This window comes from Paraburkholderia metrosideri (genome assembly GCF_904848625.1).
Taxonomy (GTDB): domain Bacteria; phylum Pseudomonadota; class Gammaproteobacteria; order Burkholderiales; family Burkholderiaceae; genus Paraburkholderia; species Paraburkholderia metrosideri.
Genome location: NZ_CAJHCP010000008.1, coordinates 133,705 through 146,177 on the forward strand (window position 1 = coordinate 133,705; position 12,473 = coordinate 146,177).

Sequence of the window (12,473 nt, forward strand, 5' to 3'; positions counted from 1 at the left end):
GACGGTGCCCTCATGGACTTTCCATCGTCGATGCTGCCGGACTACGCGGAGCTTTTTGCCTTCACCAACTTCTCGTTTCTTCGTGGCGCGTCTCACGGAGAAGAGCTGGTGCAACGTGCATCCCAGCTTGGCTATTCGGGCCTTGCGGTAACCGACGAGTGTTCGCTCGCCGGCGTCGTGCGCGCCCATGTCGAGGCGAAGAAGGCAAAGCTGCCACTGGTCATCGGCTCGTATTTCCAGCTTGTGCATGCGGACAGAACGCCGGCCTTCGGCCTCATCCTGCTGGCGCAGAACCGCGAGGGCTATGGCAACCTCTCCGAGCTCATCACGCTGGGCCGCATGCGGGCAGCCAAGGGCGAATACCTGCTCACTCCGCACGACATCGCGAAGCCCGAGAAAGGCTACGCGCATCTGAGAGACATGCCAGATTGCCTCGCCATCCTGGTCCCAGATTTCCCGGCGAAGGAGGAAATGCTCGCAGCCCAGCTCGAGTGGATGAATGATGTGTTCGCGGGTCGAGCATGGGTTGGCCTCACCCTACATCAGCGAGCAATGGACGACATCCATCGTGGCATCGTCGAGCACGTGGCTGACCAGTATCAGGTGCCGGTAGTGGCGACGGGAAATGTCGTCATGCACGTCCGGTCGCGCAAACCGCTGCAGGATACGATGACGGCAATCCGCCTGCGAAAGACCGTTGCTGAATGCGGATACGAGCTCGCGCCGAATGCTGAGGGACATTTGCGCTCACGGTTCCGGCTGGGCAACCTGTATCCGACGCGCGCGCTGTACGAAACCCTCAACATTCTCGAACGATGCCAATTCTCGCTCGACGAGCTACGCTACGAATATCCGGACGAGCTGGTGCCGGAGGGCTTCACCCATGAAGCTTATCTGCGGCAGGAGACGTACATCGGCGCACATCGGCGCTATCTCGGAGGCATTCCGCTCAGCGTGCAGGAGCAGATTGAGCACGAACTGCAGCTCATCCGCGAACTGGAATACGAGGCCTATTTCCTCACGGTCTACGACATCGTGCGCTTCGCGCGCAGCCAGCACATTCTGTGTCAGGGACGCGGGTCTGCCGCGAACAGTGCGGTCTGCTATTGCCTCGGCGTGACGGAGGTCGACCCGTCGCGCGGCAACATGCTGTTCGAGCGGTTTATTTCGAAAGAGCGCGGTGAGCCGCCGGACATCGACGTGGATTTCGAGCACCAGCGTCGCGAGGAAGTCATCCAGTACATCTACCGGAAGTACGGGCGCGACCGTGCGGCCATCGCGGCGGCGGTGTCGACCTACCGGCCGCGCGGCGCGCTGCGCGAAAGCGGCAAGGCGCTCGGCGTCGACCCGCAGATTGTGGACAAGGTCGCGAAGTCGCATCAGTGGTTCGACCACTCCGCAGACCTGCTTCAACGCTTCGCAGAGTCCGGCCTCGACCCGGAGAATCCGCTCATCGGTCTATGGGCAAAGCTGGCCGCACAGATTCTCAATTTCCCTCGGCACCTTTCGCAGCATTCCGGCGGGTTCGTTATAAGCCGGGGAAAACTGACGCGTCTCGTACCGGTCGAAAACGCCGCGATGGCGGACCGGTCTGCAATTCAGTGGGACAAGGACGACCTCGAAGCCCTCGGCCTGCTGAAGATTGATGTTCTGGCGCTCGGCATGTTGTCGGCGATTCGGCGCACGCTCGACATCGTGTCGGAGCAGCGCGGCGAGCGCTTTGAGATGCAGGACATACCTGCAGAAGACCCGGCGACCTACGCGATGATTTCGCGCGCAGACACCGTGGGCGTGTTCCAGATTGAATCGCGCGCCCAGATGAGCATGCTGCCTCGCATGAAGCCGCGCAAGTTCTACGACCTCGTCATCGAGGTTGCCATCGTACGGCCTGGTCCGATTCAGGGTGGTGCTGTGCATCCGTACCTGCGCCGCCGTCAGGGTCTGGAACCCGTGACGTATCCCAGCGACAAGCTGGAGGTTGCGCTCGGGCGAACACTGGGTGTGCCGATTTTCCAGGAGCAGGTGATGCAGGTCGCCATTCTGGCTGCCGGTTTTACGCCTGGCGAAGCGGACCAGTTGCGCCGCGCGATGGCTGCCTGGAAGCGCAAGGGCGGCCTCGACAAATACTACGACCGCATCGTCAACGGGATGATGGAGCGCGGCTATGAAAAGGCCTTCGCCGAATCCATCTTCCAGCAGATTCATGGCTTCGGCGAGTACGGCTTCCCGGAGAGTCACGCGGCGTCGTTCGCGCTGCTTGTGTACGCGAGCAGCTGGCTGAAGTGTCACGAGCCGGAGGCGTTCCTTGCCGCGATGCTGAACAGCATGCCGCTCGGTTTCTATTCTGCGTCGCAGCTCATTCAGGATGCGCAACGCCATGGTGTAAAGGTGCTGCCGGCTGACGTCACCATCAGCAACTGGGACTCGGTGCTCGAGCGTCATGAGGCCGCATCGAGCCCAGCGGTACGCCTTGGCCTGTCGTTGCTGAAGGGCATGAAGGACGGCGCCGCGGAGCGCATTGAAGCAGCGAGAGCCGTGAGGCAGTTCGCCAGCGTTAGTGACCTCGCGAGACGCGCGCAGCTGGACCGGAAAGACCTCCAAGTCCTGGCTGCAGCGAATTCGCTGTCGTTGCTTGCTGGGAACCGGCGCGAGGCGCTTTGGGCGTCAGTCACTGCGGTGCCCGACCGCGACATCCTCGCCGATGCGAGCGTGGATGATGAGACGCCTGTGCTCGGTGCTCCGTCGGAAGGCGAAGACATCGTCGCCGACTACAACTCTATGAGCCTGACGCTCGGTCGGCATCCGCTATCGCTGCTCCGGCCGGCGTTGCTCGAACGACGGCTCGTGCCGGCTTCAACGCTCATGACCTATCGCAATGGCAGGCTCGCTCGCGGTTGTGGATTGGTCACGGTGCGGCAACGGCCTGGGACCGCGAACGGCGTGATGTTCGTCACTATCGAAGATGAGACGGGCAACGTGAACGTCATCATCTGGCCGTCAATCCAGGAGCGATTCCGGCAGGAAACGCTGGGCGCGTCGTTGTTGGCGGTATACGGAACGTGGCAATGCGAGGGTGAGGTGCGCCACCTGGTTGCACAACGGCTCGTCGACCTATCGCATCTGCTCGGGGGGCTTACGGCTGTCAGTAGAAATTTCTGTTGACCGATGTCCGTTGTTTCCCGTGCGCTTTAGCCCCTGCAGGGAACAGGATTGGTTTGCCATCTTCGCCCAGCCATCCACGTTCGGTAGACATCCGCTTTCGCTGCTACGGCGTGCGCTTCTTGAGCAAAGTCTTGTGCCTGCCTCAACGCTCATGACCTATCGCAATGGTCGGCTCGCTCGGGGTTGTGGGTTGGTCGCGGTACGTCAGCGCCTTGGAACGGCGAAGGGTGTGATGTTCGTCACCATCGAAGATGAGACGGGAAACGTGAACGTCATCATCTGGCCTTCAATCCAGGAGCGGTTCCGGCAGGAAACGCTGGGCGCGTCGTTGCTTGCGGTGTACGGAACTTGGCAATGCGACGGCGAGGTCCGCCACCTGGTCGCCCAACGGCTTGTCGATATGTCTCACCTGCTCGGTGGTCTGACGGTCATCAGTCGCAATTTTTGCTGAGCATCAGTCTAAGCCGGCACAATCGGCAATATGGCCCCAAATTAACCAAATGGAAACGTCATTTCGACAATTGTTGTAATGATGAAATGTTTCGCGTAGCATCGGAGCATGGATACAAATTTGGTCGTACGCGTGCTCGGCGCGCTTGCTCATGACTCGCGATTAGCAATCTTTCGCGCTCTTGTTGTCGCAGGTCCGAATGGCCTAGCTGCCGGCGACATCGCGCAAAAGCTTGCGGTCTCTCCATCGAGCCTTTCGTTCCACCTTAAGGACCTTTCCCACGCCGAATTGGTTAAAGGTCGGCAGGAGGGTCGTTTCGTTTATTACTCGGCGAACTTTGACGCGATGAACGGGTTGATTGGCTTCTTGACCGAGAACTGCTGCGCAGGCGAAGCCTGCGAAATCGCGCCTGCGCCATCTTGTTGCGGAGACTCCAAATGAAGCGTCTGCACATTCATATTGCCGTCGAAGACCTCGATACGAGCACCAGGTTTTATTCAGCGATGTTCGGTGGTGTGGCACCGACCGTTGAGAAAGCCGAATATCGCAAATGGGAGCTCGACGACCCGCGTGTGAACTTCGCGATTTCGAAGCGAGGCGTGAGCCCGGGCATCGACCATCTAGGCATTCAGGTGGAGACCGAAGCGGAGCTCGCAGAGATGCGCGCGCGTTTCGCCAGCGCGGAGGTCCCGACGATGGACCAACCGGGCACTACCTGCTGCTATGCCAAATCAGATAAGTCCTGGACCGTTGACCCGCAAGGTGTTGCATGGGAGACGTTCCAGACACTCGAAGCAGCACCCACGTATGGCCAGTCTCGTCACGACTCTGAAGCAACGTCTTCTTGCTGTGCGCCAGTGCCCTCGACCATCTCGTCCGGGAGTTAAGCGTGAGCAGCGTCAACCGTCCCGCTAGCATCCCAAAGGCATCCGCCATTGGATTCTTCGAGCGCTACCTGACGGTCTGGGTGGCACTCTGCATTGTCGCCGGAGTTGCACTGGGTCACTGGATGCCCGGCTTCTTTAAGTCCATCGGCCGCATGGAATTCGCGCACGTGAACATCCCGGTTGGCATGCTCATTTGGGTCATGATTGTGCCGATGTTGGTCAAAATCGACTTCGCCGCAATGTCCCAAGTTCGCGGTCATTGGCGCGGAATCGGCGTGACACTCGTCGTGAACTGGCTTGTCAAACCTTTCTCGATGGCACTCCTCGGATGGGTATTCGTACGACACGTCTTCTCGCCGTATCTGCCCTCGGACCAACTCGACAGCTATGTTGCAGGACTCATATTGCTGGCAGCCGCGCCATGCACTGCGATGGTTTTTGTATGGTCACAGCTCTGCAGGGGTGACCCTTATTTCACGCTGTCGCAGGTAGCGCTGAATGACGCCATCATGGTTGTCGCTTTCGCTCCTCTGGTGGCACTGCTGCTTGGACTGTCAGCAATTGCGGTCCCATGGGACACCCTGACAACGTCGGTCGGCCTGTACATCGTTATCCCCGTCGTCATTGCTCAAGTCCTGCGCCGACGACTACTCGCCGGAGGCAAAGCTCACCTTAAAAAGGTGGTTGCGCGACTTGGTCCGTATTCCATCTTCGCGCTACTCGCCACGCTTGTGCTGCTCTTCGCATTCCAAGGCCAGGCAATAGTCAAAGAGCCTATAGTCATCGCGATGCTGGCAGTGCCGATTCTCATTCAGGTATTCCTGAACTCTAGCCTCGCGTACCTCTTAAACCGTCGACTCGGTGTCGCGCACTGCGTCGCCGGACCATCCAGCTTGATTGGAGCGAGCAATTTTTTCGAACTAGCGGTAGCCACCGCCATCAGCCTGTTCGGATTCCAGTCTGGGGCCGCGCTTGCAACTGTCGTGGGCGTACTTATTGAGGTGCCGGTCATGCTGCATGTGGTCGCGGTCGTGAACCACTCGCAGCGCTGGTACGAAGCACGAACGCATTAGGACTCGACAATGAAAGTCACCATCTATCACAATCCGGCGTGCGGCACATCGAGGAACGTTCTCGCCATGATTCGAAACGCTGGAATTGAACCCGATGTTATTGAATATCTGGAGCATCCGCCGAGTCGTGAGCAACTCGAATCGATGATTGCGGCGGCCGGCATAACTGTCCGGGCCGCGCTTCGAGAAAAAGGGACGCCATACGCTGACCTGCATCTCGAAGACGAGTCGTTGACTGACGAGCAACTGCGCGACGCGATGATGGCCCACCCCATTCTTATCAACCGTCCCTTTGTCTTGACGCCAATCGGCACTCGACTTTGCCGCCCGTCGGAAACGGTATTGGACATTCTCCCTTCGAAGCAACTCGGCGAATTCGCGAAGGAAGATGGAGAAAAAGTGGTCGATGCCGCCGGCAATCGAGTGCGCTGATGCATACGATGGTCCCTAACATTGTTCCCTCGGCTTTTGACACGCCTGACCTGAAGAAGCTTGAGCCGCGCAAGGTATCGACTCACCCTCCACGCATCCTTTTGCTCTACGGCTCGCTGCGTGCGACTTCGTACAGCAAGCTGCTGACGTTGGAGGCCGAACGCATTCTTCAAAGCTTCGGCGCAGAGACAAAAGTGTTCGACCCGGCAGGCCTGCCGCTCGCCGATAGTGTCCCCGGCGACAACCCGAAGGTGATGGAGCTTCGCAACCTCTCTATCTGGTCGGAAGGTCAAGTTTGGTGCAGCCCGGAGCGCCACGGAGCCCTCACCGGCATATTCAAAAACCAGATTGATTGGCTGCCGCTCGAAACGGGAAGTGTTCGACCAACTCAGGGTCGCACATTGGCCGTCATGCAGGTATCCGGGGGAAGTCAGTCTTTCAATGCCGTAAATGCGCTGCGCGTTCTTGGACGATGGATGCGCATGGTGACAATTCCCAATCAAAGCTCCGTCGCAAAAGCCTTTCAGGAGTTCGACGAAGACGGCCGAATGAAGCCGTCCGGTTACTACGACCGAGTCGTCGACGTCATGGAGGAGCTCTACAAGTTCACATTGCTCACCCGCGACCGCTCTGACTATCTAACGGACCGCTACAGCGAACGCAAAGAGAAGGCGCCTGCGGCAATAGCCGCGCTAACGAACACGGCGATGAGCCATGAGCGAAATACGGAAACCTCCGACAACGACCAGAGCGAAGTCGAATAACGAATCGCAGCTGGCGCAAGCATGGACGACTTGGGCGCTCACGGTTGTCCAACAATTCGCGGAAGCGACGCCCTGAGAGTACTGTGGAGTGGCGACCTTGGCTCCGATGCGCAATCGAGACATCGGATGCCGCTGGTCGCACCCGACATGTCCAATGGAGGCGGCGATGAGCAAAAGAACTGGCGGAAGCCAAAGTGGCACGCGCGGCGACTCGGGCGGTGCATCGAAGGGCTCGTCCAGCGGAGCCAAACCAGCCGGGAGTGGCGGCCGGTCGGGAAGTGGCTCTTCAGGCGGTAACTGGCCGAGCACGACCGGAAATCCGTCAGGCGGCGGGCGTGGCAATGCTGCGCCTCGCGGAAGTCGTTGACGAACTGTTCGTCGAGGGTTGCACACGCACACCGCCAGTCCGCTTGAAATATTTTTCTGGATATTCTCCGAGCACTCGGCGAGATTTGCGAGCACGGTCTCTCAATCCGAAAACATCCCCGCTGTCGTGCGGTATACATACTGCTGCCCGTTCCGCGGTGCAGCCGCGCGACTGGTCGGACATCAACGGCAGCGGTCGCGGGATAGCCGGTACTGTGGGATAGCCTTGAAATACCGGACAGGGTGGCGAAGTTAGCGCCCCGAGGCGAACGGCTGACGGGTGACGCTGGCTCCGAGGGGCATCTTTGATGCTTCGGAACGTGTCTGAAGGCTTCGCTCAGGAGAAGTCGAGGCTCGAATTTAACCCTGCAACGCTATGTTTAAGCACGGACCACCGAAGTGAGTAAAGCGAGCCGAAGCCAGTAGCGTTCCGTATTTTGCAGAGATGGGCGCCCCTCTTAAACCTGGGCCAGGAATGAATTGACGGCCTGTCAACGTCCAGTGCCGTCGGACGCTGGCTTTGCCGCCGGGGCGGCCGCAAAGTCATCGGAGTCCGAGACCACATCTTCTGCGGTCGGTTCCTCCGACGACGTCAGTTGCAACCGTGCCTTCTCCCAGAATTCGTCGGCGCGCCCGTCTGGACTGCCGGCATCCAGCCATAACTCGTAAGCGCGGGAGCGGATGTCGCCATCAGAAACAGTGAAAGTCATATCCCGCCTCATTGCGTCGCACCTGATTCAGCAGCTAGCCGAAAAACGATGATGCGCCGGTCCGCGCGCAATAGATAGTGGTCGGAAAGGAACTGGAGGCCTCGATACCCAGTACAGCCACCCAACTTCGTTGGAGGCTTGTCAAATTCGGCGGGAAGTAAATCATCCCCAGCGAACGCTCACTCCTACCTAAGTGCCCTATTTGTTCAAAACTCTGAAAAGTTGAAAGTCCCCCAAAGCGGACCTCGCGGCTTCTCTACCGGATTAATACAATCCGCGATGACTATTTTGCAATCAGCCGTCCTTGCAGAACGGGAACGGATGAAACCACAAAGACGCACATGTGCGTGTGCCACGCAGCGCAGCCATCCGTTGCGACGAACTTGTGAGAGCGCTGCCGCCCGGGAACGCGTCATGCGCAGAGTGATTACCTTCGCCGTGCAGCGCAACGCTGCATTTCTGCCAGAGCGCTTCGCTCTGAGACCCGGGCGCCCATCAGGGTGCGGCATCTAGCGCCGCTAGTGTGCAGCTGTCCGGTATGTCTGACCAGCCAGAGTACCTCGCATCGTTATGGGAGCGAAGCCTTCCACCTCGTCGCCGGGTATTCGGCCCCTATGGAGAAGTGACATGTTTATCCACAACAAGCGTCTTCAATATACCGTCCGCGTCAGCGCCCCGAATCCCGGGCTGGCTAACCTGCTGCTGGAACAATTTGGGGGGCCTCAAGGCGAACTGGGGGCGGCCTGCCGCTACTTCACCCAGGCGGTCGGCGAAGATGACCCTGGTCGAAAGGATATGCTCTTTGATATTGCCACTGAGGAACTCAGCCATCTTGAAATTATTGGGTCCATTGTCGCAATGTTGAACAAGAGCGCAAAGGGACAACTTGCCGAAGGCGTGGAGGCAGAGGCCGAGCTTTACCGGTCGATGACGGGTGGTGGCAATGACTCACATACGACAGCGTTGCTGTATGGAGGCGGCCCCGCGCTGACAAACTCGGCGGGAGTCCCTTGGAGCGCGGCATACGTTGACACCATCGGCGACCCAACTGCGGACCTGCGCTCAAATATCGCAGCAGAGGCGCGCGCCAAGATAGTGTACGAGCGCCTCATGAACGTGACCGATGACCCCGGCATTTCCGAAGCACTCGGCTTCCTGATGACGCGGGAGATAGCTCATCAGAAGTCTTTCGAAAAAGCGCTTCATTCGATTCAGCCTAACTTCCCGCAGGGGAAACTGCCGGGCGTCCCGGAATTTGCGAGTGTCTACTACAAAATGTCGCAAGGCGATGACGCGCCGCGGGGTCCGTGGAACGAGGGTCCCGAATGGGAATTTGTTGAGACCCCTCAACCGGCCGTCGACGGCGGTGATGGGCTTGCCACAGTAAATGTATCGGGCGCAGATGCGAAAGTCCTCCAGGCAATGGCTGCGCGGACTGCATCCGACACGAGTCTGGACCCGACGACCGGCGCCGACTTAGGGGCAGGACAAACGGTCGCAGAGCCCGAAAAATGAAGACGCAGCGAAAAGGTTGAATAGCCGGAACAAGCGAGTGCACTTGAGGCACTCGCGTTCACTTCTGATGCGTCATTCTCGCCATTTTTTGTGGCCTGTCCACCTGCTGGCTCACGAGTGCCAAAACGCAATGGTCTCTCCATCGCATGGTGCGCGTTCTTCCACAGGATTCTCCGGGAGCATCGAATGAAATCTTATGCATTCCTCTATACATTTCTTGCCACCGCCGCTATTTCTGGCAGTGCCTTTGCGCAGGCCAATCCGTCTAGCTCTAATAAAGGCCTCAACGCAGGGGACAACGTCCAATCTGCGCCAACACATAAATCTTCGCCTTCGAAGAACATGGAATCATCGAGGTCGGGACCTGCCGGACAGTCCACGCAGCCTGGCGGCACACCAACACCCAGTGGGCCCGGAGCACCGGTCAGTGCGAGCGGCTCGGGTAGCTAGCAGCCGCAATGCAGCAAGATTGAGCAGCAATAACATGCAGCCGTCCCAACGTCGTCAACTTGGAGCATCAAATGAGTATTTTCTCGTCGATTCTCAACAGGATATTTCCGCAAGACCATCCGGCAAATAGCGGCTCCGGCGCAACGGTAGCCCCAGCCGCACCTCCGTCCGCCACCCCCGCCAGCGCGCCAGCGGCGACCATCACGCCGTCAACCGTTGCAGCTGAGGGCTCTCAGCCAACGGCCGTGCCGATACCGACTGTCGACGTTGAAGGGGTACTCACAAAGATGCAGGAGGGAAATGGCGAGCAACTGAACTGGCGAACTTCAATAGTGGACCTGCTCAAGCTGCTCGGCCTGGATAGCAGTCTGTCTGCGCGCAAAGAACTGGCTACCGAATTGCACTACACGGGTAACACCGAGGACTCAGCTTCTATGAACATATGGTTGCATGAGGAGGTCATGCAAAAGCTCGCTGAGAATGGCGGCAAAGTGCCTGACGATTTGAAGAACTGAAACGTCATCGTGGCCGCAAATTGGCAGTCGTTTGATGATGCGAGAGGCCCGCCGACAATCTCATACGCAACGACGGCCGCATTTTTGAGGCACTTGGATGCAAGTAAAGGCGTGAAGCGACACGCTGTATTGTCGTTCATAGCGTGAAGCTTCGTGTGTTGGCTTAAGTAAAGGCTCCATCCCGACAACGAATACCGACCGGCAGCCACTAGGAGAGCTAGTACCTGCAGCTTCAGCCAACCAGCCGACGGTAAGCACTAAGGTGCCGTACAAGACCTTGTTTGTCCCCGCGAATCTCGCTCAGCCGTGCAAGATTGAAATGAGCGTCGGCGTGGCCGGAGTCAAGCTCTAAGCAGCGTTGGTAGGCAGCGTCTGCCGCGTCATAGCGTTTCAGTTCTTCTAGAACCACCGCTCGGTTGAAGTGGAGCAACGCGTCATCTGGAAAGTGCTGAAGTGCGCCATCGAAAATGGACAGTGCGTCATCGCAGCGGGATTCCACTTCGCATAGCAACACGCCCAGGTTAATGTAAGCGTGGTAATGCGGAGACGGTGCAAGCTCAAGCACTTTCCGGTACGCCTGTTCTGCACCGACTGCATCGGTTTCAGTCAATTGTTCAGCCAGCACGAACCATTCTTCTGCCTGCTCGTCCCGGCTCGCCAGGTTTCGCGGCGCAGAGTCCAGGAACGCGACATCGCCCCGGATAGGTGCGACCTCGAAATCGAGCAAAAGCTGGCCCGAGGCCGCGTCCCATTGAGACCGTCCTGACCTGACAGCCACGCTTTCTCCGACAGATGTGATTCGGATTCCAGACAGCGGAAGCTCGTCGGGGAGGTCCGCTCTTAGCCTGGCAAGCGCCTTCAGAATTTTCCGCGACGAAACCTTTGCGGACTGCAGTTGAAATGCGGTGCGAAGGACCACGACATCCTGAAACGAGAACCGCAACTCGTTTCGCCGGCCACGTGCGGGCTGAACAAAGCCTGCGTCAATCAGTCCGGACAGAACCCGGCGCGAGACGCCCAGTAACGACTGGAGGCTCCGCAACGAATAATCGTGTGAAAGATTTCTTCTGTTCACTTGCGAGCTCGAACCTTGGTCGGCGGCGCTTCTTTCACGTCGACTCTTGGTGCGGCTCGTTTGACGGGCCGCCGCGGTTTGGCAGAAAGCGCTTCGACGTTGTCATCGGGCGCAGCCTTCTTCGGAGTAGCTGTCTTTGCCGCCGTTTTGGCAGGAGCGGCCCGCTTTGTCTTGTTTGCGCTAAGACTTGCACGCAGCGCTTCCATCAGGTCAATCACCTGTCCACCTGACTCTTCGGCCGGCGCCTCCGGCGACACAATCTGTTTGCCGGCAATCTTCTGGTCGATGGCTTCGAGAATCCGTCTCTTTTCTTCGTCTTCGTACGCGGTCGGGTCGTATGCGTCCTCGGAAACCTGGTCGATGATTTGAAGCGCCAGCTTCAGCTCCGTCTCGCTGACAGTGACCTGCTCGATGTGCAAATCGCTCAGCGCTCGTACTTCATCGGCAAAGAGTAGTTGCTGAAAGACCATCCCATCCTCAGCCGGCCGTATCTGAACGATTCGGGTCTTCCCCTTGTATGACCATTTGGCCAGCGCACAGCGCTCGCTTTCCCGCATAGCCCGTTGCAGCAGGCTATAGGGTTTGCCTCCCCGTTTGTCCGGGGCAATGAAGTACGCCTTGTCATAGTAGAGCGGGTCGACCGACTTTTCCGGAACGAAAGAAACAATCTCGACCACGTGGCTCGCACCTTCCTCGAGCGCTTTCAATTCGTCCGGTGCAAAGACGACAAATTGCCCCTTTTCGAATTCGTAACCTTTCTTCATGTCGGCGCGAGCAACGACTTCGCCAGTTGCCTCGGATATGTATTGCTGTTTGACCCGGCCGCCCTCCGGTGTCAGCAGGTTGAATCCAACGCCGGCAGAGCTGTCTGTAGCCGAATACAGTTTCACCGGTATGGACACCAGGCCGAAGGAAAGCGTCAGCGATGCGATGGAACGCGCTGCCATGAGATTCTCCTGAACGTGGCCGGCGACCATGCCGCTGGCGCTGCTACACACTATCCATCTGGAGCGACTACCGTGCGCCTCTCACAGCATGGGATGTGCCTAACTTCGCTGCAGGTAAGCTGCAGC

Annotated in this window: 11 protein-coding genes and 1 pseudogene; 9 read left to right on the forward strand and 3 right to left on the reverse strand. The window is 58.5% G+C overall.

From position 1 onward, the window contains the following. Positions 1 to 12: 12 nt before the first annotated feature. The 7 genes and pseudogenes from LMG28727_RS19020 to arsH all read left to right on the forward strand — a co-directional run bounded on the left by LMG28727_RS19020 (position 13) and on the right by arsH (position 6,769). Complete coding sequence (locus LMG28727_RS19020) at positions 13 to 3,162, forward strand: error-prone DNA polymerase (RefSeq protein WP_201643853.1); 3,150 nt, start codon at positions 13 to 15, stop codon at positions 3,160 to 3,162. Positions 3,163 to 3,238: 76 nt separating this feature from the next. Next, positions 3,239 to 3,613: pseudogene (locus LMG28727_RS19025) on the forward strand (OB-fold nucleic acid binding domain-containing protein); the annotation flags it as partial. Between the two features lie 108 nt (positions 3,614 to 3,721). Further along, the gene (locus tag LMG28727_RS19030; protein ID WP_201643854.1) at positions 3,722 to 4,054 is read left to right on the forward strand and encodes an ArsR/SmtB family transcription factor; all 333 of its coding nucleotides are present in this window, start codon (positions 3,722 to 3,724) and stop codon (positions 4,052 to 4,054) included. Beyond that, positions 4,051 to 4,500 carry an ArsI/CadI family heavy metal resistance metalloenzyme gene (locus LMG28727_RS19035; protein WP_201643855.1) on the forward strand — a complete coding sequence of 150 codons (450 nt, stop codon included), beginning with the start codon at positions 4,051 to 4,053 and terminating at the stop codon, positions 4,498 to 4,500. Before LMG28727_RS19030 ends, LMG28727_RS19035 begins: the two co-directional genes overlap by 4 nt. A 2-nt stretch (positions 4,501 to 4,502) precedes the next feature. Continuing rightward, entirely contained in the window at positions 4,503 to 5,573 is a 1,071-nt protein-coding gene (gene arsB, locus LMG28727_RS19040) for an ACR3 family arsenite efflux transporter (protein ID WP_201643856.1), read from the forward strand. 9 nt (positions 5,574 to 5,582) lie between these two features. Beyond that, on the forward strand, positions 5,583 to 6,005 hold the full coding sequence (gene arsC, locus LMG28727_RS19045) for an arsenate reductase (glutaredoxin) (protein WP_201643857.1): 423 nt from the start codon (positions 5,583 to 5,585) through the stop codon (positions 6,003 to 6,005). Continuing rightward, positions 6,005 to 6,769: an arsenical resistance protein ArsH gene (gene arsH / locus LMG28727_RS19050; protein ID WP_201643858.1), complete on the forward strand. Its 765-nt coding sequence runs from the start codon at positions 6,005 to 6,007 to the stop codon at positions 6,767 to 6,769. Before arsC ends, arsH begins: the two co-directional genes overlap by 1 nt. 857 nt (positions 6,770 to 7,626) lie before the next feature. Here the strand turns inward: arsH and LMG28727_RS19055 are convergent. Continuing rightward, positions 7,627 to 7,845: a DUF2934 domain-containing protein gene (locus LMG28727_RS19055; RefSeq protein ID WP_201643859.1), complete on the reverse strand. Its 219-nt coding sequence runs from the start codon at positions 7,843 to 7,845 to the stop codon at positions 7,627 to 7,629. Between the two features lie 627 nt (positions 7,846 to 8,472). Between LMG28727_RS19055 and LMG28727_RS19060 the strand changes: the two genes are divergently transcribed. Beyond that, entirely contained in the window at positions 8,473 to 9,360 is an 888-nt protein-coding gene (locus LMG28727_RS19060) for a manganese catalase family protein (protein WP_201643860.1), read from the forward strand. Between the two features lie 521 nt (positions 9,361 to 9,881). Beyond that, the gene (locus LMG28727_RS19065) at positions 9,882 to 10,325 is read left to right on the forward strand and encodes a DUF3597 domain-containing protein (protein WP_201643861.1); all 444 of its coding nucleotides are present in this window, start codon (positions 9,882 to 9,884) and stop codon (positions 10,323 to 10,325) included. 232 nt (positions 10,326 to 10,557) lie between these two features. On the opposite strand, the gene LMG28727_RS19070 is transcribed toward LMG28727_RS19065, so the two are convergent. After that, complete coding sequence (locus LMG28727_RS19070) at positions 10,558 to 11,400, reverse strand: tetratricopeptide repeat protein (protein WP_201643862.1); 843 nt, start codon at positions 11,398 to 11,400, stop codon at positions 10,558 to 10,560. Further along, positions 11,397 to 12,347, reverse strand: coding sequence for a non-homologous end joining protein Ku (ku, locus tag LMG28727_RS19075; protein WP_201643863.1), 951 nt, complete (start codon positions 12,345 to 12,347; stop codon positions 11,397 to 11,399). The genes LMG28727_RS19070 and ku overlap by 4 nt, the downstream gene beginning before the upstream one ends. Between the last annotated feature and the right edge of the window lie 126 nt (positions 12,348 to 12,473).

Coding starts and splice junctions, on each gene's coding strand:
- LMG28727_RS19020 (WP_201643853.1), top strand. CDS start 13: ATGGACTTTCCATCGTCGATGCTGCCGGACTACGCGGAGCTTTTTGCC.
- LMG28727_RS19030 (WP_201643854.1), top strand. CDS start 3,722: ATGGATACAAATTTGGTCGTACGCGTGCTCGGCGCGCTTGCTCATGAC.
- LMG28727_RS19035 (WP_201643855.1), top strand. CDS start 4,051: ATGAAGCGTCTGCACATTCATATTGCCGTCGAAGACCTCGATACGAGC.
- arsC (WP_201643857.1), top strand. CDS start 5,583: ATGAAAGTCACCATCTATCACAATCCGGCGTGCGGCACATCGAGGAAC.
- arsH (WP_201643858.1), top strand. CDS start 6,005: ATGCATACGATGGTCCCTAACATTGTTCCCTCGGCTTTTGACACGCCT.
- LMG28727_RS19055 (WP_201643859.1), bottom strand. CDS start 7,845: ATGACTTTCACTGTTTCTGATGGCGACATCCGCTCCCGCGCTTACGAG.
- LMG28727_RS19060 (WP_201643860.1), top strand. CDS start 8,473: ATGTTTATCCACAACAAGCGTCTTCAATATACCGTCCGCGTCAGCGCC.
- LMG28727_RS19065 (WP_201643861.1), top strand. CDS start 9,882: ATGAGTATTTTCTCGTCGATTCTCAACAGGATATTTCCGCAAGACCAT.
- ku (WP_201643863.1), bottom strand. CDS start 12,347: ATGGCAGCGCGTTCCATCGCATCGCTGACGCTTTCCTTCGGCCTGGTG.